Here is a 24,429-nt window from a genome sequence, read left to right as displayed (position 1 = left end):
CCTCGCTCAGACAAAGGACAATCACAATGGAATTGAAAGACATTTTCACACTGGTGCTTTCAGGGGTGTCGGTCGTGGTCTCGGCGTACACCTTCTGGTTGGTTCAGTTCAATCGAGGAAAACTCAAGATGACCCGTCCAACCTATGTCTGCCTGAAAAGGGATGCGGGACCGAACTGGCCGAAGCTATTTATCCGTACGTGCTTGTACTCGACAGGGACAAAGGGGATGGCAGTTGAAAATCTATTTCTGCATGTTCACAAGGATGGGCAAATCTATCGATTCAATTTATGGGGACATACTGACAGTGGGCGCTTGACCATCGGTAGTGGATTGTTCGTTGGACCAACTGGGATTGCCAGCGATCATCATTTCAATCTTCGCGGAGCACCCGACACGCTTTTATATGGAATGGGAACATATAAGGTCGAAATCTTTGCGGCCGTGGCTGGCAGGCGTGGCACCAAGATCTCAGAAATTGAATTCGATATTACAGGGCAACAATCCGCAGAATTGGTACGGATCCCGAGCCAGCAACTTGATCTGTATTGGAACGCGGAACAAGAACGGTACGATGGAGAAATCAGACTCCGCGCTTGAATCGCTTGAATCGCCCAAACCGCCCAAGCCCCTCGAGTCGCAATCACGCCGTCCACGCCGCCCGCTCCTCCCGCTCGCGCTCACCGCCGTCGCGCTCGCCGGCTGCGCGGTCGGCCCGGACTATCGTCGCCCGCCCGTCGACACGCCCGCCGCATGGCGGATCGCCCCGGCCGATTCGTACTGGCGCCCGGCCGCACCCGCACGCGCATCCCTCGCGCCCAACTGGTCTACCGGATCGAGGAAGCGCGCGCGAACAGCGACGAGAACCATGGGCTGGGGCTGTCGATCGTGAAGGCGGTCGCCGAAATGCACGGCGGCGCCGTGTTCGTCACATGCGCGGACGGATGGAACGCGATCGGATTCTCGGTCACCGCGCGGCCGGCCGACGCCGAGCCGCAGGCGCGCGACGTGCGGACGGCGGCGGCCGCGCGGCAGCCGACGCTGAAGACGACTTGAGCGGCGGTCGACAGGCGACAGGCGACGGACAGCGAACAGCGAACAGCGGGCGACAACCGACGCAGGCCATCCGCTGCGCGATAGCCTGCGCGATGCGCACGGCGTCGCTTCGCTCATCAAGACCATCGCGCGAAACCGCCGTCGACAGCCCGCCGCTCAACGCACCGCGACCCGCCTCGCCTCTTCGTCCTCCGTCTCGCCGAGCGGCACCGCATCCTGCCAGCGCCGCACGTAATCGGGCACGCCGGCCGGCGCGGCGTCGGTGATCGGCGCGAAATGCGCGTCGCGCATCGGCAGCACGCCCGCCCACACCGGCAAGCCGAGATCCGCTTCGTCGTCTTTCGGGCCGCCCGTGCGGATCTTCGTCGCGGCTTCGTCGAGCGCGATGCGCATCACGGTCGTCGCCGCGAGCTCGTTCGCGTCGCCCGGCCGCGCTTCGCGGCTGCGGCCCGGCGCGATCCGCTCGACGAACGTGTCGAGCACGGCCGCCTTGCGCGAATCGGGCACGACCTCGAACTCGCCGTAGATCACCGCCGATCGATAGTTCATCGAATGATTGAACGCCGAGCGCGCGAGCACGAGGCCGTCGAGATGCGTGACCGTCACGCACACCTGCGCGCCCGCCGCCGCGAGCTTCAGCATCCGGCTGCCGTTCGAGCCGTGGATATACAGATGATTGCCCTCGCGCCAGCACGCGGTCGGGATGCAATGCACGCCCGACTCGTCGGCGAACGCGACGTGGCACACGTAGGCGGCGTCGAGAATCGCTTCGAGGGTCGCGCGGTCGTAGTGGCCGCGATAGGCGACGCGGCGCAAGCGGGTGCGCGCGGTCGGTGCGGTGGGCGAAGAATCGGCTGCGGTCGAGGTCATCGGCGTGGCTCCTGCATGGGCATGTTCGTTTCAACGGACTCGACGATAAAAAATCTGTGGCACCATGAATAGATCCATGTGATTACTGGTTTTTGGAGCCACGATGGACTACGGCGTATTGCTGTCGAATTTCGAGCGGGACAACGCGCACGATGCGCTCGCGCGCGCGTCGCAGCAACATCGGCTCTATGCGTGCCTGCGCACGGCGATCCTGAACGGCACGCTCGAGCCCGGCACGTATCTGCTGTCGTCGCGCGCGCTCGCCGAAACGCTGCGGATCGCGCGCAACACGGTGCTCTATGCGTACGAGCGGCTTGCCGTCGAGGGCTTCGTCGTCGCACGGCGGCAAGGCACGATGGTCGCGCGCGTCGGCCTGCCCGCCACGGGGGCGTCCGCATCGTCCACTCGCGCAAGGCCCGCGCTGTCGCGGCGCATCGCGGATCTGCCGGACACCGACATCGACGACGAGCAAGCGCCGCTGCCGTTCCTTCCGGGGATGCCGGCGCTCGACCAGTTTCCGCTCGCGTCGTGGCGACGCGCGGTCGAGCGCGCGTGGCGGCGGATCGGCCCCGTGCAGCTCGGTCATGCGCCGCTCGGCGGCAACCTGCGGCTGCGGCAGGCGATCGCCGAATATCTGCGCGTGTCGCGCGGGATCGGCTGCGACGCGGACCAGGTGTTCGTCACCGACGGCACGCAGCACGGCCTCGACCTGTGCGCGCGCGCACTCGCCGACGCGGGCGATACCGTCTGGATCGAGAACCCTGGCTATGCAGGCGCGCGCGCGGCGTTCGAGGCGGCCGACCTGCGGCTCGTGCCGATCCCCGTCGACGCCGACGGCCTCGCGCCGACCGCCGACCACTGGCGCACGCATCCGCCCCGGCTCGTCTACATCACGCCGTCGCACCAGTACCCGCTCGGCGCGGTGATGAGCGTCGAGCGGCGCGTCGCGCTCGTCGCGGATGCGCGCGCGGCGGGCGCATGGATCGTCGAAGACGACTACGACAGCGAGTTCCGCCATTTCGGCGCGCCGCTCGCCGCGCTGCAGAGCCTCGGCGACGACGCGCCCGTCGTCTATCTCGGCACGTTCAGCAAAACGATGTTTCCGACGCTGCGGATCGGCTTCGTCGTCGCGTCCGCGGCGCTCGCGCCGGAGCTGCGCCGCGCGATCGGCGCGCTGACGCCGCGCGGCCGCCTCGCCGAGCAGCTCGCGCTCGCGGATTTCATCGAGGCGGGACATTTCACGCGGCATCTGCGCCGGATGCGCCGGCTCTACGAGGAGCGGCGCGACGTGCTGCAAGACGCGCTCGCGCGCCATCTCGGCGGCGCGCTGACGGTCTCGGGCGGCGCGGGCGGCATGCATCTGTCCGCGCGGCTCGACGCGCCCGTCGCCGACGCGGACGTCGCGCGCGCGGCGATGGCCCGCTCGATCACGGTGCGGCCGCTGTCGCGCTTCTGCCTGCCGGGCACCGATCACGCCGCGTACAACGGCCTCGTGCTCGGCTACGGCGCGGTGCCGACCGAGCGGATCGACGCGTGCGTGCGGCGGCTCGGCGTCGCGATCGACGACGCGCTGCGCGACGCGCGGACCGCGCGACGCAGCGGCGGCGGCGCCGACGCGATCGCGTAGCGGCCGCTCACGCGCGCGGCTCGTCGCGCGTCGAGCGCGCGCTGCCGCGCAGCAGCCCGTTGCGGTCGGCTTCCGCGCAGGTTGCGAAGCCGTGCCGCGAGACGACGCCGCGCCGGTCGAACACGACGTAGTACGGCCGATGGTCGTTGCCGTGGCGCAGATCGTAGTTATAGCAGACGCCCGCACCGTCGCGGACCATCCTGACGCTCGCCGGATTGCCGCCCGCCGCCACGATCTGCACCTGCGTCGCGCCCGGCTGCTCGGCCGCCTTCGGCAGCGGCAGCCTCGCATACGAGAACGCGTCGAACCAGCCGCTGAACCACGAACAGCCGCTCATCAGCAACGCGGCGGCGAGCGGAAAAGCAAGTACGGGAACGGTGCGGTTCGTCGTCTGAAATGGCATGCTGCTCAGCCGTGCGGCGCGAAGCCGTCGCAGTGGAAAACTGCATGCTAATCGACGTTTCGCTCTCTTTTTGTTGAATTTTCTAAAAACAATCGGAAAAACAACGCATCGTTCGATGCGCGCCATCAATCGACCCACTCCGCCCACAACACAGTCAGCACCGTCATCAGCGCCGGGCCGATGAAAAGGCCGAGCAGCCCGAACGTCTCCGCGCCGCCGAGAATACCGAACAAAACGAGCAGGAACGGCAGCCGCGCCGAGCTGCCGATCAGCACCGGGCGCACGAAGTGCTCGGCGACGAACACAACGACGAAGCCGAACGCCGCGAGCCCGATCGCCCAGCTGACCGCCCCTTGCACGAAAAGCCACAATGCGGCGCCGCAGAACACGAGCGGCGCGCAGAACGGCAGCATCGCGGCGACGGCCGTCACGAGGCCGAGCAACGCCGCGTGCGGCAAGCCGGCGAACGCGTACGCAACGCCGAGCAGCACGCCTTCGCCGAAGCCGACGACGACGAGCCCCGTCACCGTCCCGTACACGGCCGCCGCCATCCGCTGCAGCAGCACGGCGCCGTTGTCGCCGAACGCGCGCCGCACGCCGGTGAGCAGCGCGCCCGACAGGCGCGGGCCTGCCTGGAAGATCACGAACAGCGTGACGAGCATGAAGCCGAACAGCACCGCCGCGTGCGCGATCCGCGAGCCGAAGTGCCGGCCGAACGTGACGACGGTCCCGCCGTCGACGCCCTTGACGGCCGCTTCCGGATGCAGCGGCTTCGCGAGATAAGCCTGCCACCACGCGCTCGCCTGCTGCGAGCCGAACGGCAGATGCGCGAGCGCATCGGGCGCGGGAATGCCGGTCTGCTCGGCGCGATGCAGCCAGTCGAGCAGCTCGCGGCTCTGATCGACCGCCTCGACGAGCCCGGCCGCGATGGGCACGACGACGAGCAGCGCGACCGCCGACGTCAACGCGGCGGCGACGAGCGTCGCGCGGCCGTGGAAGCCGGGATGCGCGTCGATGCGGCGCAACGCCGGCCACAGCGCGATCGCGACGACGCACGCCCATGCGATCGCGGGAATGAAATCGCGGATCACCCACAACGCGAGCGCGACGAGCGCCGCATACAGCGCGCCGAGCGCGATCGACTGGGCCTTCGGACGGCCGGACGGCTCCGGCGGGACAGACGCGTTCTGAATCATGAGGACTCTTGGCGCAATGAGAAAGCGCGGCAAGCGCCGCGACACCGCCATCTTAATGGACTCGCGCGCCGCCGCCGGTGCGGCGGCCGACCGTTGCGCGCGTCCGCCTTCAGCGCAGCGTTTTCGTCATGAACACGCGGCTCGTGCCGGGCGGATCGCACGGCACTTCGCCGAACCGTCGCCAGCCGAGCTTCTCGTAGAACGCAGGCGCCTGGAAGCTGATCGTGTAAAGCACGGCCGCCCCGCAGCCGCGCCTGCGCCCTTCCTCCTCGGCAAGCCGCAGGATCTCGCGGCCGATGCCGTCGCCGCGCAGCGTGTCGGTCAGATAGAACAGGTCGACGAACATCAGGCCGAGCGACGTGCGGCCCGTCAGGCCGCCGAGCAGCTCGCCCGTGTCCGGATCCTTCGCGAACACGGCGAGCGGACGTTCGTCGTTGACGCCGGCGCGCTCGACGTTGTACGCGGTCAGGCCCGCGCCGATGAATTCGATCTCCGCAGGTTCGGGGCGGTCGGTGACGACGAGCGTGACGGGCGGCATGGCGGTCCTTCGGGGCGTGGCGGATGTCGAGTCGATGCGCACTGAGACGGCCATCTTAGCGTGCGTACGCCGTTCGCTCAAACGCGCGCGCTCCGTCACGCGCCTTCGCCGCGCCCATCGGCATCAGCCGACGACGTGATAGCCGCCGTCGACGTATTCGACGTTGCCCGTCAGCGCGGCCGCATCGTCGCTCGCGAGAAACGCGGCGACGTGGCCGACGTCGTCGATGTCGACGAGGCGATGCCCCGGCGTGCGCGCGCGGACGCGCTCGAGCAGCGCGTCGAAGCGGTCGATGCCGGACGCGGCGCGCGTCTTCAGCGGCCCGGGCGACAACGCGTGCACGCGAATGCGCCGCGGCCCGAGCTCCGCGGCGAGGTAGCGCACCGCGCTCTCGAGCGCCGCCTTCACCGGCCCCATCAGGTTGTAGTCCTCGACCACCCGTTCGGCGCCGTAGAACGTGACGGTCATCAGGCAGCCGCCGCTCGCCATCAGCGGCTCGGCAAGACGCGCGACGCGAATGAACGAGTGGCACGACACGTCCATCGCCATCGCGAAGCCCGCCTGCGAGCAGTCCGTCACGCGGCGATGCAGGTCTTCCTTCGGCGCATACGCGATCGAATGCAGCACGAAGTCGAGCCGCCCCCATTCACGCTCGATGCGCGCGAACACGTCTTCGAGCTGACCGGGCTCGCGCACGTCGCACGGCGCGACGAGCCGGCTTTCCAGGCGCTCCGCGAGCGGCCGGACGTAAGGCTCGGCCTTCGCGTTCAAGTAAGTGATCGCAAGCTCGGCGCCCTGCTCGCGCATGACCTTCGCGCAGCCGAACGCGATGCTGCTTTCGTTTGCAATGCCGATGATCAAGCCACGCTTGTGCTGAAGACGCATAGGGATCTCCTTCGACGGTCGTTCGATGGCGTGCGGGCGGCGCGCCGGACCGCATGGCGAAGATCGGCGTGTCGATGCGAATCGACACATTCACGTCATGAATGCCGCGCCGCCGTCCGCGCTCGTGCGGCACGCGGCCGCACGTTGCTCGCCCGTCGACTGTCGGCGATCGATGCGGGCCGCGTGTTGATCGACATCAACGGGACACGGCTCGGCAGATCTCGTTTCGGTTGCGGGAAGCGGCTCGCTTCATCGCGAACAGGCACTGCGCGGCGCGATGCAAACGCCGCATGCCGGGCAGGGCGGCATCGTGGCGGGCAAGCGTCGAGTGCGAACGATATCGGACGACGCCGCACACGGGCGCCCAAGGAAAACGGGCGGACGACGTGACGTCGCCCGCCGCCACAATGCGAAGCGCCGTGCCGTGAACGCCCGCTCGAGCGGCAGCGCGAGCGCCGTGTCGCACGCGTGCGGCAACGAATCGTCGAATCGACGATGGCGCAGCGGCCGACGCGAACGCATCGTCGCCGCTCGACCCGACGCGCGCGCGCCCGATCCCCGCTCGATCCCGTCAAGCCGCGCGATAGCGCTCGAGCCAATGCGCGTACGGCGCGGGCAGCGTCCACGCGGCGCGGTCGACGCCGAGTTCGAGCGCCGCGCGGTACGGCCAGTGCGGATCGGCGAGATGTGCGCGGCCGACCATCACGAGATCGAGCTGCCCATCCTTGACGACGCGCTCCGCGAGCGCCGGCGTATCGATCCCCCAAGCGGACGCGACGGGCAGTTGCGCTTCGCGGCGCACACGCTCGGCGACCGGCGCGAGAAACGCGGGGCCCCAAGGAATCCGCGCTTCGGGCGTCGAGAAGCCGACCGTCACGCTCAGCAGATCGAGCCCTTCCTGCTTGAAGCGCTTCGCGAGCTCGATCGATTCGGCGAGCGTCTCCTCGTCGCGACCGTCGTACTCGATCACCCCGAAGCGCGCGGTGAGCGGCAGGCGCTCGGGCCACACTTCGCGCACCGCCGCGAGCGTCTCGACGAGAAAGCGTCCGCGATTCTCCGCGGAGCCGCCGTACGCGTCGGTGCGGCGGTTCGAATGCACCGAGAAGAAGCTCTGCGCGAGATAACCGTGCGCGAAATGCAGCTCGAGCCACTCGAAGCCCGCGTCGAGCGCGCGCTTCGCGGCCGCGACGTAATCGGCCTTCACGCGCGCGATGTCGCCCGCCGTCATCTCGCGCGGCACCTTCGGCAGATGCGCGCCGTAAGGCGCCGCCGACGGTGCGATCGTCCGCCAGCCGCGCGGATCGCCATCGGCGATGTGGTCGTCGCCTTCCCACGGACGGTTCGCGCTCGCCTTGCGGCCCGCATGCGCGAGCTGGATGCCGGGCACCGCGCCCGCCGCCTTGATCGCATCGACCGAGCGTTCGAACGCGGCCGCCTGCTCGTCGTTCCAGAGGCCGGTGCAGCCCGGCGTGATGCGGCCTTCCGGCGATACCGCGGTCGCCTCGGCGATCACGAGCCCCGCGCCGCCGCGCGCGACGCCCGCGAGATGCACGTGATGCCATTCGTTGGCGACGCCGTCCTCGGCGACGTACTGACACATCGGCGGCACCGCGATGCGGTTGCGCAGCTTGACGTCCTTCAACTGAAGCGGTTCGAACAATGCAGCCATCTACTACTCCTTCTTCGGTGTTCGTATTGCGGGTCGGTGAAATGATTCGGTGATTCGGCGATGCGAAGGGATGCGATGCAACGACGTCGTTCGCCGGCGCACGGGCATCGCGACGCGGCGCATGCGCTGCGGGCGGCGCGCCGGATGGCCGCCCGCACGGCGCGTCACTGCTCGAGCAGCTCGAGCAGCGCTTCGGCGACGGGCTCCGACGACGCCGGGTTCTGCCCGGTGACGAGCCGCCCGTCGACGACGACGTGCGGCGCCCAGTCGGCCGCGCGCGAATAGTCACCGCCATTCGTCTTCAGCATGTCTTCGACGAGGAACGGCACGACCTCGGTGAGCTCGACGGCCGCTTCCTCGCTGTTCGTGAAGCCCGTGACCTTGCGGCCCTTGACGAGCGGCGCGCCGGACGCGTCCTTCACGTGTCGCTGCACGCCAGGCGCGTGACAGACGGCCGCGACCGGCTTGTTCGTCGCGACCGCGCGCTCGATCAGCGCGATCGAATGACGGTCCTCGGCGAGATCCCACAGCGGACCGTGACCGCCCGGATAGAACACAGCGTCGTAATCGTCGATCGACACGTCGGCGAGCTTGCGCGTCGACGCGAGCGCGGACTGCGCTTCGGGGTCCTTGTCGAAACGGCGGGTCGCATCGCTCTGCGACGCCGGATCGCTGCTCTTCGGATCGACGGGCGGCAGCCCGCCGCGCGGCGACGCGAGCGTCAGCTCGGCGCCCGCGTCCTTCAGCGCGTAGTACGGCGCGGCCAGTTCCTCGAGCCAGAAACCGGTTTTCTTGCCGGTCGCGCCGAGTTCGTCGTGCGAAGTCAGGACTACGAGAATCTTCATTTGGATGCCCTCCTTGAAGCGTTGAAATCAAGCGGCGCGGCCCGCCCGGGCCCGCCGGTCATGCATCTACGAATCGCTCGAACGCGCGCGCGGCGATCCGCGTCGCGCGCAGCTTCATCGTCGCGTCGCGTCGCGTCACGTCACGTCTCGTCGCTGCGCGGCGTACGGCCATCGAGCGCCGCCGTCGCATGCATTGCCCGTCGTGCGACATCGCCGGCAAGCACGTCGACGGCGATGCCATGATCGAACGGGCGCGGCATCGCATCGAGACTTTCGTCGCCCGCGCGGGTGCGCGTCATTGCCGCTTCGATCCGTTCGCCGAACCGGATTCGCACTGCATTGCGATCATCGAAATGCGGCATGCCGCGCGCCCCTATTAGACCAGTCGTCTAGAAAATGATCGTAAAAAACGCGGCGGCGCGACGTTCGTCGTACGCGCCGCCGCGCATTGAAGTTCGTGCTCAGCGCGCTCCTGGCAGGCCGAGGATGCGGCGGGTGGTCGCCATCGCGGTCGCGAGCGGCTCGCCGTTGCGCCGGATCTTTTCGATCAGCGTCGCGCCGACCCACAGCTCGTAAAGCGTCGCGGCGGTCTGCTGCGGATCGAGATCGACCTTCAGCGAACCGTCCTCGAACGCCGCCGTGATGCACGCGGCGAGCCGGGCGACGATCTGCGTCGTGCCGCGATCGAGCGCCGCCCGCATCGCCTCCGACAGATCGCAGACCTCCGCGCCGAGCTTGACGACGAGGCACTTGCCCTCGGGATCGTTACCCGCCTGCATGTCCTGCCATTGGCTCCAATAGCGCATCAGCCGATGGGCCGCGGGGCCGGCGCCGCGCACGAGCAGTGCGTCGAGATGCGCGAGGTAGTCGGCGAAGTACGACTCGAGGATCGACTCGCCGAATGCTTCTTTCGACCCGAAATAATGGTAGAACGACCCTTTCGGGACGCCGGCCGCCGCCAGAATCTCGTTCAGACCGACGCCCGTGAAGCCCTTGCAGAGCATGATGGGCTTGGCGGTGTCGAGGATGTGCTGCCGCACGTCGGCGGTGGTGGCTGCTGCGTTCATGAGGGCGGATGATAGCGCGGGATTAGACCGGTCGTCTAGAAGGCGTTGAATGCCCCTGCCGTGCGTGTGGAACGGCTCCGAAAGCGAAACAGGCAACAGGCAACAAGCAACAAGCAACGGACGACGGACGCCGGACGCCGACGCTCGATCCCGCGCCTCGTACTTTCGCCGCAAAGCGTCAAGCGCATCTTTCCCCCGATACGGCTCAGTCCGCGCTGTAGACGGTCAATCCTTCCATCGGATCCATTGCCCCCTCCCACGGACGCGCCGCGATGGCTCGCATCGCTTCTTCATAGCCCGCACGCTGGCGGGCAGCGATGCCCGTCGGGGTGAAATCGATGTCCTTCAACTGGTTATCCCCGTCGAGCCGAGGCGCGGCGAGCTTGATGAGACGCATGTTGGTATGGCAGCCCCAGGCGGCCAGTTCCCTGATCTCGGCCGTCGCACGCTCGGCTTCGGGCAAGCGCTTGACCAGTTCGCGGATCACATGGCGCAGACGATGTATCTGCTGCTGACGCGCGATATGACTGTCGGTGCGGCTTGCGTACTGGATGTCTTTTTGTCGTTCCGATACCTGCCACAGGCTTTCCGGTTCGGGGCCGGCCGGATTCCACATCTGCACCGAGAAGATGACCGAACTCTTGCGAGGGTTATCGTCCAGCACCACTTCTACCGGCGTATTGGAATAGACGCCGCCATCCCAATAGGGCTCGCCATCGATCCGCACTGCCGGGAAAGCGGGCGGCAGCGCCCCCGAACTCATGACGTGCTCGACGGTCAGGCGCTGCTCGCGCGAGTCAAAATAGCGCATCGCGCCCGTGCAGGCGTTCACCGCGCCGACGGTCAGGCGCGGATGCCCGGCGTTCAGCAGGTCGAAGTCGACGAGAGAGGTCAGCGTTTCGCGGAGCGGAGCCGCCAGGTAATACGACGCGCGATCCACGCCCAATCGGGCCAGCGGCCCGAGCCAGGAAGCCGGATTGGGCAGGAAGAATCCCGCTATGCCGCCGCCGATGATCATCAGTTCGGCAAGCGTCTTGTCCCAGCCGAGCCATGCGGCGGACACGTCCAGACGGGTCTGGTCGGTGACCCGATTCCAGAACTCCGCTAAGCGTCGATAGCGGCGCTCCGGCGGATTCCCGACGATCAACGCTGCGTTGATCGCACCGATGGAAGTACCGACCACCCAATCCGGCCGTATTCGGGATTCATCCAGCGCCTGATAGACGCCGAGTTGGTAGGCGCCCAATGCACCGCCGCCCTGAAATACGAGCACGACTTGTCCCGGCAATTCCATTCGTGCTGGCTGGCTCACGGTCATGGCTCGCCCCGCTGAATTGTTCCGCCGATGCGCCGTCGGTGATGCGGTTCACGCGCCGTTGCGTCGTCGCCGGCGACGCAGCCTGGGCCGGCCACCGATCGATTGCCCGAGTTGCATCCCGGGTTCAATGCAATGCTTCGCCGAATGCGGCGTTTGGTCGGAACTGAATACCATGATCAAGTGTAGGCGATGAGCGCATTCACGCCGCCGCTTGCCGACGAGGGGCACGCCATGCGCTTGCCGGCCATGGTCCCGAGCACACGTGACAGCGTGCCGATCGATGAACTGGCCGGGCGACAACGCCATGTCGATTCCACACGTTGACTGTCCATCCAGCATGCAACCGGGCATTCGCGACGTGCGGCGCGCGACGGTTTCGAATATCCACACGGGCCGATGTTGCGACATGCGCCGCAGTGCGCGCCTTGCATGCCACGAGACGTCCGCTATGCTTCATTCGACCGACCTATTCCGACGAGGATCGTCATCGTGCACGAAAGCGCCCAATCCGATCGCCATCCCCTCCTGTCCACGACGGGCCTCGCTCAAAGACGAAACCGGCGGTGCGTCACGCTACGGCTACGGTTTGCGACCGCGCTTGCTGCATGGGCGAGCGCGGTCGCCGCCGACGCGGCCTCGCCTCCGTCGAACCTGATTCCCAAGGATGCCGAACGAGCATTCGTCACGACCGCCACCGGCCTTCAAATCTATTCCTGCGAATACGACGGCAACCGCCGCATCGCATGGGTGTTCCAGCACCCCGAAGCCACGCTTTACGACGCGTCCGGCGTCGCCGTGATCCGGCACGGCGCCGGCCCGTCGTGGGAAGCACGGGACGGCAGCCGCATCGTCGGCGAGAAAATCGCCGACGCGCCGAGTCCGAACGCGGGCAGCATTCCTCAATTGCTCCTCTCGACGCACGCGACCGCGAACGGCTCGCTCGCATCCGTGCGCTACGTGCAGCGGCTCGATACGATGGGCGGCGCCGCGCCCGCGACGCCGTGCTCGACCGAGCATCAAGTCGGCAGCTCGCCGTATTACGCGCATTACGTCTTCTGGAAGTAAGCGTAAGCCGGCTCATCCCACGACGATGCCGGCATGCGCGTATCCGACGATGCGCGCCGCCGTCGCCGCCCATTCGTCCAGCCTCACATCGACGCGGCCGGTTATCCGCTCACCCGCGACGCTCGAGCCAATGCAAGCTGAACAACCGTGCGTCATCGACCCAAACCGTCCCCGGCGTAAACCCCGCCGATCGCGCCAGTTCGCGAAACCCGTCGACCGTGAACTTGTGCGAGTTCTCCGTATGCAGCGTCTCGCCGGCCTCGAACCGGAACGCATACCCGGCCACGCGCACCGTCTGCGCACGCCGGCTCACGAGATGCATTTCGATGCGCTGACGCTCGACGTCGTAAAACGCTCGATGCGCCCACGCATCGAGCACGAAATCGGCGCCCAATTCGGCATTCGCGCGCGCGAGCAGATTCAGATTGAACGCGGCCGTCACGCCCGCCGCGTCGTTGTACGCGCGGTGCAGGATCGACACGTCCTTCACGAGATCGACGCCGATCAGAAGGCCGCCGCCCTCCAGCAACGAAGCGGCGCGCCGCAAGAACGCCGAAGCCTCGTCGGGCGAAAAATTGCCGATCGTCGAGCCGAGAAAACACCCGACGCGCCTGCCCTTCACACGCTCGAGCGCACACATTTGATCGGACTGCAGATAATCGGCGACGACCGGCTGCACGTCGAGCCACGGATACGCGTCGCGCAGCGCGGCGGCCGCGTGCGCGAGATGACCGGCCGAGATGTCGACGGGAAGATAGCGCGCGGGCGGATTCGACGCCGCGCACGCATCGAGCAGCACGCGGATCTTCGACAGCGACCCCGCGCCGAACTCGATCAGGTTCGCGTCGCGGCCGATCTGCGCGGCGATCTCGGCTGCGCGACGTTTCAGGATCGCGAGCTCGGTGCGCGTCGGATAGTATTCGGGCAGCTCGCAGATCCGATCGAACAGCGCGGAACCCGCCGTATCGTAGAAATACTTCGGCGCGATGCTGCGCGGCGAGCGGCGCAGTCCGGCGATCAGGTCGCGGCCGAACGCGCTGTCGCGCGCCGTTTCGATCGCCACGCCCGCGGCGGCTTCCATCCCTTCAGATATCTCTCGCAAGACGCACTCCCGTGAATTGCCAGCGCGCGGCCGGCGGAAAAAAGTTGCGATACGTCGCGCGCGCGTGTCCCGGCGGCGTCGCGACGCTGCTGCCGCGCAGCACCTGCTGCCCGACCATGAACTTGCCGTTGTATTCCGCCGCCACGCCCGCCATCGGACGAAAGCCCGGATACGGGTCGTACGACGAGCGCGTCCACTGCCACACACAGCCCGTCATCTGAGCGATGCCCGGCGCGTCGAACGCGGCCTCCCATTCGGCTTCGGTCGGCAAGCGCGCGCGCGCCCATTCCGCGTACGCGGCCGCTTCGTAGAAGCTCACGTGCGAGACGGGCGCGTCGCGCACGAGCGGCCGCAGCCCGTCGAATCCGAACTCGCGCCAGCCGAGCCCTTCGCCGCCGTCGGACGCGATCCAGTACAGCGGCGCCTTCAATCCGTCGCGCTGGACCATCGCCCAGCCGTCGGACAGCCAGCACTCCGGATGCGAATAGCCGCCGTCGTCGATGAACGCCGCGTATTCGCCGTTCGTCACGAGCCGGTCGGCGATCTCGTACGGCGGCAGGATCGTTCGATGACGCGGCCGCTCGTTGTCGAACGAAAAGCCGCGGCCGTCGTGACCGATCTCGACGATGCCGCCCTGCTGCGGCAACCAGCGCGCGACGCCGTTCGCGCGCGGCGCGTCGTCGGCCGGCGTCGCGTCGCTCCGATAGGCGGGCAGCAGCGGATTCAGCGAGAACGCATGCAGAATGTCAGTGAGGAGCAGCTCCTGATGCTGCTGTTCGTGATGCAGGCCGAGCGTGATCTCCGGCTCCATCGCGACCAGCGAAGAAAGATCGGCCGTGCGCAGCAGATCGAGCAGCGCGTCGTCGACGTGGCGTCGATAGCGATGCACGTCGTCGAGCGACGGGCGCGACAGCATCCCGCGCTGCGGCCGCGCATGACGCGGGCCGAGCGCTTCGTAATACGAATTGAAGAGATACGGATAGCGCGAATCGAACAGCTTGTAGCCGCGCGCATGCCGCGCGAGGATCACGGTTTCGAAGAACCATGTCGTATGCGCGAGATGCCACTTCGTCGGACTCGCGTCCGGCATCGACTGCAACGCCTGATCCTCCGCGGACAGCGGCCTCGCGAGTTCGACGCTGTAACTGCGCACGTCCGTGAAGCCGCGCGCGAGGTCCGACGCGAGACTGCGCGTCGATTCTTCGTTCTTCGTCATCTGCACCGTCCCGACTGGATGGTTCGCTCGCGCGTCACGCCTCGCCTGCGAACCCATGCAACAAAGAATAGGACACGCGCGCGGCGTCGCGACCTGAATCGCGACGCCGCGCGCGACAAGCACCGTTTTCGCGGCTCGCCCCGTTTGTGTGGATGAATGGCGTCGGTGTCAGCCGATCGTGATCGAGTCGATGCGATCGGGATAGAACGCGAGATGGCCGGCGATCTGCTTCATCGCGTCATGCGGCGTTTCATACGACCAAACCGCATTGACGCCGCGCTCGCCGGCGCCCTTGATGCTGTAATACGACGCGTCGCCCTTGTACGGGCAATGGCTTGTGTGCGTCGTGCGTTCGAGCCGCGACATGTCGACGTCCTTGCGCGGCACGTACTGCACGGGCGGATACGACGCCTCGCGCAGCGTGAGCGCGTCGCGCGTATCGGCGAGCGCGTGGCCGCCCGCGTCGACGACGACACGCTCGCCCGTTGCTTCGATCGTGATCGGATGGTCCGGGCCAGGAATCTTGACGGTATGGCTTGACTGGGTCATGAAAGCACCTCCGGTTGCGAAACACGTCGAACTTCGGCGACATCCTACGCCGCTCGGGCGCGGCGGGCGACACACGAACCGTGAATTCTGAAGTTGAAGCGAACGAACAATCACCGTTGCGAACGCCGTTAATTGCACCTCGTACGGAGATCGGACGGCGATGCGCGCGGTTCGCGCTGACACTCGTGTTCGCAGATTTCGTTCCTGCGTGCGCGGCGACAGTCGATCGATGGCCGATGCGCATCGCCCTTTCCGCATAGACCGCCGCGCACGCCGAGGTTCCCTTCCGCCCCGTCGCGCGCAACGAACCGTTCACGAGCGCCGCCGCGCATCGCGTGTGCGCCACATCCGCAAGTTTTTACTGAAAATACGACAAATACATTAAATAAAACCATCGATCTGCAAATACTATAGCGGCCGACACTGGCAGTGACGTTTCGTACGGTGGATATACACCGAACGCGCACCCTCGATCGACCATCGCGGCGAACCGCAGCGAAGCGCGGACCGCCTTCCTTCACTTCGCAGAGAGATTCATGCCCCGCCCCATCGTCGCCCGCATTCATCCCGACGCCGTCGCGCACAATCTTGCAATCGTCCGGCAAAAAGCGCCGCGCTCGCGCGTCTGGTCGGTCGTCAAGGCGAATGCCTACGGTCACGGCATCGAGCGCATCTATCCGGCGCTCGCGAACGCGGACGGCATCGCGCTCCTCGACCTCGACGAAGCGGTGCGCGTGCGCGAGCTCGGCTGGACGAAGCCGATCCTGCTGCTCGAAGGGATTTTCGAGGCGGCGGACGTCGAGATCGCCGACCACCATCGGCTGACGGTCGCCGTGCACGGCGACGAGCCATTGAGGCTGCTGACGTCCGCGAAGACGATGCGGCCGATCGACATTCAGCTGAAGATGAACTCGGGGATGAACCGGCTCGGCTATCGGCCGGACGCGTTCCGCGCCGCGTGGGCGCGCGCGGCCGCCGCGCCGTCGATCGGCGACATCGCGCTGATGATGCACTTCGCGAACGCCGACGAAGGCGAGATCGACTGGCAGATGCGCGCGTTCGACGCGGCGACTGATGGCCTGCCCGGCGAGCGCACGCTGTCGAACTCGGCGGCCGTGCTGTGGCATCCGCGCGCGCATCGCGACTGGGTGCGGCCCGGCACGATCCTGTACGGCGCATCGCCGACGGGCGCGGCCCGCCACATCGCAGACGTGCCGCTGCGGCCGGCGATGACCGTCACGAGCCGGATCATCGGCGTGCAGACGCTCGCGGCGGGCGAGACGGTCGGCTATGGGCGCCGCTTCGCGGCCGAGCGCGAGGTGCGCGTCGGCGTCGTCGCGTGCGGCTACGCGGACGGCTATCCGCGCCACGCGCCGACCGGCACGCCGATCGCGGTCGACGGCGTGCGCACGCAGGTCGTCGGGCGCGTGTCGATGGACATGCTGACCGTCGATCTCACGCCGTGCCCGAACGCGGGCGTGGGCTCGACGGTCGAGCTGTGGGGCGCGCAGGTGCGCGTCGACGACGTCGCCGAGGCCGCGGGCACGATCGGCTACGAGCTGATGTGCGCGCTCGCGCGGCGGGTGCCGGTGGTGGTCGATCCGTATCCGGCCGTGGCGGCGCAGCCCGAGCACGCGCGAACGGGCAGCTACGGGCGCTGAGCGCAATCGGCCGGGCGGCGGCGGGCGACGCGTTCGGCCGCGTCGGCGGCTTCGCGTTCGGCGCAGCGCGGACGACTCGCGCATTCGAAGCAGCTCAGCCCCCGGCCGATGGCGTGCGATCGACGACGCGCCCACTCGTGCGAAACGGATCTCGCGGCATTCGACGCACGTCCGCGGCCGCACGCCCGGCCGCGCAAACACACCCGCGCACTCACTCCCGCCAACGCGCCGGCCGCTTCTCGAGAAACGCGTCGATGCCCTCGCACGCGTCCGGTTCCATCATGTTGCGCGCCATCACGTCGGACGCATACGCGTACGCGTCGTCGAGCGGCATCTGTCGCTGCCGGTAGAACGTCGCCTTGCCGTAACGCACCGCGGCAGGGCTCTTCGACGCGATCGCCGCGACCGTGCGCGCGACGGCCGCATCGAGCGCGTCCTCCGGCACCGCCTCGTTGACGAGCCCCCAGTCGACGGCCGTCGCCGCATCGACGAAGCGCCCGGTGACAAGCATGTCGAACGCGCGCTTCGTCGACACGTTGCGGGAAAGCGCGACGGCGGGTGTCGAGCAGAACAGCCCGACGTTGATGCCCGACACCGCGAAGCGGGCCGTGTCGGCGGCGATCGCGAGATCGCACGACGCGACGAGCTGGCAGCCCGCCGCCGTCGCGATCCCGTGCACGCGCGCGACGACGGGCACGGGCAGCGCCTGAATCGCCTGCATCACGCGGCTGCATCGGCCGAACAGGTCGCGGTAGTACGCGAGATCGGGCGTGCCGCGCATCTCGCGCAGGTCGTGGCCCGCGCAGAACGCGCGGCCCTCGGCGGCGAGCACGACGCAGCGCACGCGCGGATCGTCGGCGAGCGTGGCGAGCTCGCGCTGCAGCGCGTCGAGCAGCGCCTCCGACAACGCGTTGAACTGCGACGGCCGATTCAGGCGCAGCGTCGCGACGCCGTCGCGATCGTCGCGCAGCAGCGGCGGCGCCGATGCGTGACTGGATGGTTCCATGTCGTCCTCCTCGATTGGCATGCGGATCTTGCCCGTGCGGACCGGTGCATGCAGGTGCGGACCGCCGCCTCGCCCGGTGCGTTTTCGACAAAGGTATACGGTATCGCGACCGAATCAAATCGCGTCGCGTCAAGCGATGCGCGCAAGCCGATCCGCCGATGCGGCGAAAAACCGACACAGCCCGCAGGAGATCGCCGCAGCGGTGGACATCGCCGGAAAAAGCTGTATATTCATACAGCTCGCGCTACCGGCGATCCATGCGAAAATCGCGTGCCGCCGGACAGTCCGACGGGCCGTTCGCCCATCGGCGAGGCGGCCGAAGTCGATCGGGCATCGCGAGACGGGCCACGGAGAAGACAGAGTGAAACGAGTTGGATACGGGTTGCTGTTATTGGCTTTCACGTCCTCGACGTTCGCAAGCGAGCGATACGTCGAGATCTGGAATCCGCCCGAAGCGCGCACCGGCCCGAGCATCGGCGCGCGCCACGATCCGTCCGCCCGCAAGCCCGCACCGGCCGCGAAGCGCAAGCACGTCGCACCGCGCGTCGTCGAGGCGCGAATGCATCATCCGCCCACTGCCGTGAAGATCGCGCCGAAGCCGCGCGCGATCGACGACGACTTGCCGCGCGCGACGCCCGCGCTGCCGTCGCCCGCCGCCCCCGACATCCCCCGCCAATTCACGCCGGACGGCAACGTGCTGCGCGTCGGCACGCAGGGCTACGGCGTCGAGGTCTCGCGCTAAAGGCCGTCGATCGCGGCTGCGTGTCGACGCGCAGCCGATCACATGGAGGCGACGAAAACGGCCCGGCCGTCTCGCTCTCGCATGCGGGCCACACAACCGCAAAACGGCCCGATCCATCGATGCATCCTCCGTCTTCCGCCCGGCGCGGCACATCGATGCACGCCCGTCGCCAATAGACGCACGCTGAACGAACGCCGCTCGCACTGGGGCATCGCTGCCATCCGCATGGCCGAGCGAACGGCGCGCGGTGCGCACATCTTCCATGCAACGTTCTTCCGCTGTCGAATGCGGCACGCCGTGCACGCCAATCGGCAACGGACGAAAATCGAACATACACGTCGCGCGCGGTGACATCGCCGCCATTCGCGCGGATGAGCGATCGTGAACGACACGCGCATGCCAATATCGCACGCAAAAAAACAACCGGCCCGAAGGCCGGCTGCTCGTTCGACTTCGCGCGCGACGCAAGCGCCGCGCCGAATGCCGCGCTTAGAAGCGGTGGATCAGGCCGACGCCGAGGCCCACTTGGCTGCGCGACGACGACGGCGACGCGTTGAAGCCGTCGCCGATCGATGCGGTCGCGTCGATGATCTTGCCGCCCGCGAGCGTCTTGCCGTTCGCGCGCTGATACGCTTCGACCGCGTAGAGGCCCGTGCGCTTCGACAGGCTGTAGTACTGCGACAGCGTGAACTGATGGTACTGCGCCGCGCTCGTGATGCCGTTCGACTGCGTCGCTCGCGTGTACGCGTAGCCGCCCGCGAAATCCCACGTCGCCGACGGCTTGAAGTGCAGCACCGCGCCCGCGGTGTTGAAGATCGCCGTGTTGCGGAACGTCGAGTTCACGCCCGGGATGTACTGCACGTTCGAGTACGACACCGATACGTCCCACGCCGACGAGAACTGATAGCCCGCCGTCACCGCGACGCGCTGCTGCGCCTGCGCGGTCGTGTAGCCGTTGTTGATCGCCGAAATGGCCGTCTGCGCGCCGCCGTTCGACGTCGCCGAATTCGCACCCCACACGGCGCCGCCGCCCGGCGTCGAGTTGTTCACGCGCTGGAACGCAGCGGCGACGCCGAGCGGACCGTTCATGTACTGGATGCCCGCGCTCCACGTCGAGCCGGCGTTCACGCTGCCCGGCTGGCCGCCGAATGCATACGAGCCGCCGAACGTGAAACCGTAGAACTTCGGCGACATGTAGACGAGCGAGTTGTTCGTGCGGTAGCTGGTGTCGAGCGAGTCGATGTCGCCCGGGTGCGCGCCGAAGTAGCCGGTGAGCCAGGTCGTCGGGCTGTAAGGCGACAGCAGCGTGTAGTACGCGGTGTATTGACGGCCGGCCGTCAGCGTACCGTACGTCGGATTGGTCAGGCCGACCCACGCCTGACGTGTGAAGATGCCGCCCGAGAATTGCGACGTGCCGTTGGCCGTGCTGAAGCCCGACTCCAACTGGAAGATCGCCTTCGAGCCGCCGCCCAGGTCTTCGCTGCCCTTCAGGCCAAAGCGGCTGCCCGCCCACACGCCCGTCGACATCTTCACGGCCGAGTGGCCGCCCGTCGTCGAACCGAGCGACGTGCTGCTGTTCTGATACGCGATACCGTTATCGACGATACCGTAAAGCGTCACGCTGCTCTGAGCGTGCGCCGTGGCGACAGCCGCCAATCCGACGGCCGCCATCGCGACCGCTGTGCGCTTTTTCATTGATTCTCCGTCCTCAAGAAATTCTTCTGGTGTGTGTCACGCATGGTGTGTCCATGCGGCCGCCATTCTCACCGATTCGTCGTTGTTGCAAAACGGAGAATAAAGATTCGTAGGCTCCGCACAACGCTGGACTTCACTAACTAGTTAGTTCCAACGCTGCACCAGCAAGGGTTTGGCGGGTGCGTGCGCCGATAGTTGGAACCGGTTCCCTCCAACCCGGTATTTACCCGAATTTACATTCACACAGTCCTTCCAGATGCCTTCCATAAAGCTTTCGTGCGACGATTCGAGATCTCGGGAGCCGGGTGCCGGCGTGGTCGAGAACTCGGCCGCTCAAGGGCTTGGAAGCTTGGGCATCCGGACGGCGACGCCCGGCCTGGCGGCTCGCGACGCCTGATGTCAAGGGCTTGGCGCCGGATGCTTCGGGATTGACGCTTGAGGTTTGAGCCCCTTCCCCTCGGCAAAACAGCCCTGGATGGCGGAAAGACCCGGCCCCGGACCGGCGACGGCGGGCATCGCACACGCTCGCCCACACGGCGTGACGCGACGATCGGCCCTCCTGCCGCCGCCGCGCGAACGCAAGGCCGGCCGGGGATTCGCGCGGCCCGCCTCGGCACGTCTGGCGGACACGCTCGGACCCGAACGTCGGGGACGCGGGCAATCTGGCAGAATCACGATTCCGCCTGCGTTTTCCTTACTCCGTACCGGTCTCCGTGTTCGAGCGCGCCATGCCAGTCATCAGCGATCTTTTCGTCTATCCGATCAAGTCCTGCGCGGGCATTGCGACGGTTCGCGCGCAATTGCTCGTCACGGGGCTCGAATACGACCGCAACTGGATGGTCACCGACCCGACGGGCGCGATGATCACGCAGCGCACACATCCGAAGCTCGCGCTCGTGCGCACGGAGATCGGCGAGCGCGACCTCGTCGTCGCCGCGCCCGGCATGCCGGAGCTGCGCACGCCGCTCGCGGCGTCGGCGCTCGCGGGCGCGGAACCGCTCGCGGCGACCATCTGGCGCGACACCGTGAACGCACTCGACGCCGGCGCGCATGCGGCGCGCTGGTTCAGCGAATTCCTCGGCACGCCTGCGCGGCTCGCGCGCTTCGCGCCCAATGCGCGGCGCGTGGTCGGCGCGAAGTGGACGGGCGCGTTCACGTCGTACGCGCAGTTCGCGGATGGCTTTCCGATCTTGGTCGTCGGCCAGTCGTCGCTCGACGACCTGAACGCGCGGCTGCGCCGCAAGGGCGCGTCCGCGGTGCCGATGGGCCGCTTCCGGCCGAACGTCGTGCTGACGGGCCTCGACGCCTACGAAGAGGACTACGTCGACTACCTCGACGTGCAGACGGGCAATCGCGGCGTGCGCCTGAGCCTCGTGAAGCTCTGCACGCGCTGCCCGGTCCCGACGATCGACCAGCGCACCGGCGCGCCGGCCCCCGTCTGGCCGAACGAACCGCTCGACACGATGAGCGTCTATCGCGGCAGCGCGCAGTTCGACGGCGCGCTGACGTTCGGCAAGAACGCGATCATCGTGAACGGCGAAGGCGCGTTTCTGGAGGTCGGGCAGTCGGTCGACGCGGAGATCGCGTTCGACGATTGAGCTCGCCCGCGCTCGCGAAGGCGGGAGCGCGCAAGGGTTTCGAGCGATGAGGCTTCGCCGGCCGGCCGGCCGCCCGTCCGCGCCGCGCCGATCGATCGACGGCCCGCCTCCGTCGCAACAAGCGCTCACGCCGAATGCACAGGCAGCGTCACTCGCACGACGAGCCCGCGGCCTTGCGCATGGCGGTCCGCCGGACCATCGCTCGACCACCCCTCGCTCTCGCTGCTCTTGCTGCTCCTGCCGCCTTCGCCCACCTCATCGCGCTTGCCGCCCTCGCCGACCGCCTCGTCCAGCTCGACCTTCCCCCAATGCACGCGCGCGATCTCCCGCACGATCGACAACCCGAGCCCGGTCCCCTCGACCGCGAGCGTCGCCTGGCTCCGATAGAAGCGCTCGAACACCGCGTCGCGCTCGTCGGGCGCGATCCCCGGCCCGTCGTCGATCACTTCGAGCCGCGCGAAGTCGCCGTCGCGCGCGACCCGCACCGTGATCACCGCGCCGTCGCCCGCATAGCGGATCGCGTTGTCGATCAGATTGCCGACCAGCTCGCCGAGCAGATCCGCGCGCCCCATCACGTCGACGCTCGCGTCCTGCTCGAAGCCGAGATCGATGCCGCGCGCGCGGGCGACGCTCGACCAGTCGAGCGTCACGCTGCGCGCGAGCTTCGCGAGCGCGACCGGCTTGCGCGCGATCGCCGGCGCGACGTCCGATTCGAGCCGCGACAGCGACAGCAGTTGCTGGACGATCTTCGCCGCCTGCCGCACCGCGCCGTTCACGCGCCGCAGATGCACGCTCACGCGCGCGTGCTCGGCGGGCCGCAGCGCCAGCTCGACACCCGCCTGCGCGGCCGCGAGCGGCGTCTTCAACTGATGCGCGGCGTCGGCGAAGAAGCGCCGCCGCGCGACCTGCATCCGCTGCGTGCGGCCGATGTACTGGTTGATCGATTCGACGAGCGGCGCGACTTCGCTCGGCATGCCGCTCGTCTCGAGCGGCGTCGGGTCGTCTTCCGCGCGTGCGGCGACCTTCGCCGACAACCGGTTCAGCGGCCGCAGCCCGCGCCCGACTCCGAGCCACACGATGCCGAGCGCGAGCACGACGAGCAAGCCCTCCTGCAGCAGCGAGCCGGCGAGAATCTCGCGCGCGAGCGCCTGCCGCGCCTCGATCGTCTCGCCGACCATCACCCAGACGACGCGCGTTCGCGCGGTCGGCACGTCGTGCACGGGCAGCCGCAGCGCGGCCATCCGAAGCTGCTCGCCGCGGTAGACGGCGTCGTAGAACGACGGCGCGTACAGCGGCGCGCCCGCTTTCGGCGGAGGCGGCGGCAGGTCGCGGTAGCCGGTGATCGCCCGGCCGTCGTCGCCGCGAATCAGGTAATAGATCTTGCCGCCGTCGTTCGATTCGAACATCTCGAGCGCGAGATACGGCAGATCGACTTCGACGTCGCCGGAGACGAGCCGCACGCCCTCGCGGATCGACTTCAGCGACGACGCGAGCGTGCGATCGAACGCGACGTGCGCGGCGTTCATCGCGCGCTGGTACGTGAGCCACGAATCGAGCGCGAGGAGACCGAGAAACGGCAGCAGCAGCCACAGCGCGACCTGCGCGCGCAGATTGAGCCGCGTCATCGCGGCTGCGCCTCGAGCAGATAGCCGAGTCCCCGCAGCGTGACGATCGCGACGCCGCTGCGTTCGAGCTTCTTGCGCAGCCGGTGCACGTAGATCTCGATCGCGTCGGCGTTCACCGATTCGTCGAGGCCGAAGATCTTCTCCGACAGCGTCTCCTTGTTGATCGCGCGGCCGTTGCGCAGGATCAGCACTTCGAGCACCGAGCGCTCGCGCGGCGTCAGCGCGAGCGCGTCATTGTTCAGGCGAAAACTGCGATCGACGCTGTCGAACACGAGCGGCCCGCATTCGACGCGCGCGTGCTCGTGGCCCAGGCTGCGCCGGATCAGCGCGCGGGCGCGCGCTTCGAGCTCGGTCAGCTCGAACGGCTTCGCGAGGTAGTCGTCCGCGCCGAGATCGAGCCCGCGCACGCGGTCCTCGACCGAGCCGTGCGCGGTCAGGATCAGCACGGGCACCGGGTTGCGCCGCGCGCGCAGCCGCCGCAGCACCTCCAGGCCGTCGAGCTTCGGCAGCCCGAGATCGAGAATCACGAGCGCGTAGTCCTGCGTGTGCAGCACGTGGTCGGCGGCCTCGCCGTCCGCCATGTGATCGACCGCGAAACGTGCGGCGGCGAGCGCGTCGGCAAGCGACTGCGCGAGGATCGGATTGTCTTCGACGAGCAGCACGCGCATCAGCAAACCTCGGGAAATCCATCATCAAA

At 67.8% G+C, this 24,429-nt stretch carries 25 protein-coding genes and 1 pseudogene; 9 read left to right on the top strand and 17 right to left on the bottom strand.

The features are described 5' to 3' along the window. The first annotated feature begins 26 nt into the window (after positions 1-26). The 3 genes and pseudogenes from WS69_RS34505 to WS69_RS04830 all read left to right on the top strand — a co-directional run bounded on the left by WS69_RS34505 (position 27) and on the right by WS69_RS04830 (position 1,055). Positions 27-599, top strand: coding sequence for a hypothetical protein (locus tag WS69_RS34505; protein ID WP_226382993.1), 573 nt, complete (start codon positions 27-29; stop codon positions 597-599). Positions 600-675: 76 nt separating this feature from the next. After that, positions 676-831, top strand: a pseudogene (locus tag WS69_RS35245) (efflux transporter outer membrane subunit); the annotation flags it as partial. After that, complete coding sequence (locus WS69_RS04830; RefSeq protein WP_082715955.1) at positions 780-1,055, top strand: ATP-binding protein; 276 nt, start codon at positions 780-782, stop codon at positions 1,053-1,055. The pseudogene WS69_RS35245 and the gene WS69_RS04830, both read left to right, overlap by 52 nt. Before the next feature lie 156 nt (positions 1,056-1,211). On the opposite strand, the gene WS69_RS04825 is transcribed toward WS69_RS04830, so the two are convergent. Further along, positions 1,212-1,925: a pyridoxamine 5'-phosphate oxidase family protein gene (locus tag WS69_RS04825; protein ID WP_059469663.1), complete on the bottom strand. Its 714-nt coding sequence runs from the start codon at positions 1,923-1,925 to the stop codon at positions 1,212-1,214. Positions 1,926-2,028: 103 nt separating this feature from the next. On the opposite strand from WS69_RS04825, the gene pdxR reads away from it, so the two are divergent. Next, positions 2,029-3,552 (top strand): MocR-like pyridoxine biosynthesis transcription factor PdxR, encoded by a 1,524-nt coding sequence (gene pdxR, locus WS69_RS04820; protein ID WP_059469662.1) that lies wholly within the window; start codon positions 2,029-2,031, stop codon positions 3,550-3,552. Positions 3,553-3,559: 7 nt separating this feature from the next. On the opposite strand, the gene WS69_RS04815 is transcribed toward pdxR, so the two are convergent. The 9 genes from WS69_RS04815 to WS69_RS04775 all read right to left on the bottom strand — a co-directional run bounded on the left by WS69_RS04815 (position 3,560) and on the right by WS69_RS04775 (position 11,473). Continuing rightward, positions 3,560-3,955 (bottom strand): outer membrane protein assembly factor BamE, encoded by a 396-nt coding sequence (locus WS69_RS04815; protein ID WP_059469661.1) that lies wholly within the window; start codon positions 3,953-3,955, stop codon positions 3,560-3,562. A 125-nt stretch (positions 3,956-4,080) separates the two neighbouring features. Continuing rightward, the gene (locus WS69_RS04810; RefSeq protein WP_059469660.1) at positions 4,081-5,151 is read right to left on the bottom strand and encodes an AI-2E family transporter; all 1,071 of its coding nucleotides are present in this window, start codon (positions 5,149-5,151) and stop codon (positions 4,081-4,083) included. A 109-nt stretch (positions 5,152-5,260) separates the two neighbouring features. Beyond that, positions 5,261-5,689, bottom strand: coding sequence for a GNAT family N-acetyltransferase (locus WS69_RS04805; RefSeq protein ID WP_059469659.1), 429 nt, complete (start codon positions 5,687-5,689; stop codon positions 5,261-5,263). A gap of 123 nt (positions 5,690-5,812) precedes the next feature. Continuing rightward, complete coding sequence (fabI, locus tag WS69_RS04800) at positions 5,813-6,574, bottom strand: enoyl-ACP reductase FabI (protein WP_059469658.1); 762 nt, start codon at positions 6,572-6,574, stop codon at positions 5,813-5,815. 571 nt (positions 6,575-7,145) lie between these two features. After that, positions 7,146-8,243: an NADH:flavin oxidoreductase/NADH oxidase gene (locus WS69_RS04795; RefSeq protein ID WP_059469657.1), complete on the bottom strand. Its 1,098-nt coding sequence runs from the start codon at positions 8,241-8,243 to the stop codon at positions 7,146-7,148. A gap of 164 nt (positions 8,244-8,407) precedes the next feature. Further along, positions 8,408-9,088: a type 1 glutamine amidotransferase domain-containing protein gene (locus WS69_RS04790; protein ID WP_059469656.1), complete on the bottom strand. Its 681-nt coding sequence runs from the start codon at positions 9,086-9,088 to the stop codon at positions 8,408-8,410. 140 nt (positions 9,089-9,228) lie between these two features. Further along, the gene (locus WS69_RS04785) at positions 9,229-9,387 is read right to left on the bottom strand and encodes a hypothetical protein (RefSeq protein WP_156437936.1); all 159 of its coding nucleotides are present in this window, start codon (positions 9,385-9,387) and stop codon (positions 9,229-9,231) included. 162 nt (positions 9,388-9,549) lie between these two features. Beyond that, a complete protein-coding gene (locus tag WS69_RS04780) occupies positions 9,550-10,155 on the bottom strand; it encodes a TetR/AcrR family transcriptional regulator (RefSeq protein ID WP_059469654.1) in 606 nt (201 codons plus the stop codon). 205 nt (positions 10,156-10,360) lie between these two features. Then, positions 10,361-11,473: a patatin-like phospholipase family protein gene (locus tag WS69_RS04775; protein ID WP_059469653.1), complete on the bottom strand. Its 1,113-nt coding sequence runs from the start codon at positions 11,471-11,473 to the stop codon at positions 10,361-10,363. Between the two features lie 189 nt (positions 11,474-11,662). Between WS69_RS04775 and WS69_RS35240 the strand changes: the two genes are divergently transcribed. Together WS69_RS35240 and WS69_RS04770 are read left to right on the top strand one after the other, a co-directional pair. Then, on the top strand, positions 11,663-11,797 hold the full coding sequence (locus WS69_RS35240; protein WP_269434732.1) for a hypothetical protein: 135 nt from the start codon (positions 11,663-11,665) through the stop codon (positions 11,795-11,797). 327 nt (positions 11,798-12,124) lie between these two features. Continuing rightward, a complete protein-coding gene (locus WS69_RS04770) occupies positions 12,125-12,538 on the top strand; it encodes a DUF3455 domain-containing protein (RefSeq protein WP_082715954.1) in 414 nt (137 codons plus the stop codon). Between the two features lie 109 nt (positions 12,539-12,647). On the opposite strand, the gene egtD is transcribed toward WS69_RS04770, so the two are convergent. The 3 genes from egtD to WS69_RS04755 form a co-directional block, all read right to left on the bottom strand. Continuing rightward, positions 12,648-13,619 (bottom strand): L-histidine N(alpha)-methyltransferase, encoded by a 972-nt coding sequence (egtD, locus tag WS69_RS04765; protein WP_059469652.1) that lies wholly within the window; start codon positions 13,617-13,619, stop codon positions 12,648-12,650. A 4-nt stretch (positions 13,620-13,623) separates the two neighbouring features. Continuing rightward, on the bottom strand, positions 13,624-14,856 hold the full coding sequence (gene egtB / locus WS69_RS04760) for an ergothioneine biosynthesis protein EgtB (RefSeq protein WP_059469651.1): 1,233 nt from the start codon (positions 14,854-14,856) through the stop codon (positions 13,624-13,626). Positions 14,857-15,024: 168 nt separating this feature from the next. Beyond that, the gene (locus WS69_RS04755) at positions 15,025-15,405 is read right to left on the bottom strand and encodes a DUF427 domain-containing protein (RefSeq protein ID WP_059469650.1); all 381 of its coding nucleotides are present in this window, start codon (positions 15,403-15,405) and stop codon (positions 15,025-15,027) included. A 536-nt stretch (positions 15,406-15,941) separates the two neighbouring features. Here WS69_RS04755 and alr point away from each other — a divergent pair. Beyond that, positions 15,942-17,066: an alanine racemase gene (gene alr / locus WS69_RS04750; RefSeq protein WP_059469649.1), complete on the top strand. Its 1,125-nt coding sequence runs from the start codon at positions 15,942-15,944 to the stop codon at positions 17,064-17,066. A gap of 211 nt (positions 17,067-17,277) precedes the next feature. On the opposite strand, the gene WS69_RS04745 is transcribed toward alr, so the two are convergent. Next, on the bottom strand, positions 17,278-18,072 hold the full coding sequence (locus WS69_RS04745) for an enoyl-CoA hydratase (protein ID WP_059469648.1): 795 nt from the start codon (positions 18,070-18,072) through the stop codon (positions 17,278-17,280). A 391-nt stretch (positions 18,073-18,463) separates the two neighbouring features. On the opposite strand from WS69_RS04745, the gene WS69_RS04740 reads away from it, so the two are divergent. Next, positions 18,464-18,814 carry a hypothetical protein gene (locus WS69_RS04740; protein ID WP_059469647.1) on the top strand — a complete coding sequence of 117 codons (351 nt, stop codon included), beginning with the start codon at positions 18,464-18,466 and terminating at the stop codon, positions 18,812-18,814. Positions 18,815-19,303: 489 nt separating this feature from the next. On the opposite strand, the gene WS69_RS04735 is transcribed toward WS69_RS04740, so the two are convergent. After that, entirely contained in the window at positions 19,304-20,509 is a 1,206-nt protein-coding gene (locus WS69_RS04735) for a porin (RefSeq protein ID WP_059469646.1), read from the bottom strand. A 728-nt stretch (positions 20,510-21,237) separates the two neighbouring features. On the opposite strand from WS69_RS04735, the gene WS69_RS04730 reads away from it, so the two are divergent. Beyond that, positions 21,238-22,107 (top strand): MOSC domain-containing protein, encoded by an 870-nt coding sequence (locus WS69_RS04730; RefSeq protein WP_059469645.1) that lies wholly within the window; start codon positions 21,238-21,240, stop codon positions 22,105-22,107. 125 nt (positions 22,108-22,232) lie between these two features. Here WS69_RS04730 and WS69_RS04725 read toward each other — a convergent pair whose 3' ends face one another. Continuing rightward, a complete protein-coding gene (locus WS69_RS04725) occupies positions 22,233-23,732 on the bottom strand; it encodes a sensor histidine kinase (RefSeq protein WP_059469644.1) in 1,500 nt (499 codons plus the stop codon). Continuing rightward, positions 23,729-24,400 carry a response regulator gene (locus tag WS69_RS04720; RefSeq protein ID WP_059469719.1) on the bottom strand — a complete coding sequence of 224 codons (672 nt, stop codon included), beginning with the start codon at positions 24,398-24,400 and terminating at the stop codon, positions 23,729-23,731. Before WS69_RS04720 ends, WS69_RS04725 begins: the two co-directional genes overlap by 4 nt. Positions 24,401-24,429 lie beyond the last annotated feature (29 nt).

Origin of the sequence: Burkholderia sp. BDU5 (assembly GCF_001522845.1) — a bacterium.
In the GTDB taxonomy this organism is placed as follows: domain Bacteria; phylum Pseudomonadota; class Gammaproteobacteria; order Burkholderiales; family Burkholderiaceae; genus Burkholderia; species Burkholderia mayonis.
The sequence above is the reverse complement of the archived record's forward strand: the minus strand, read 5'-3'. Positions and strand labels throughout refer to the sequence as shown.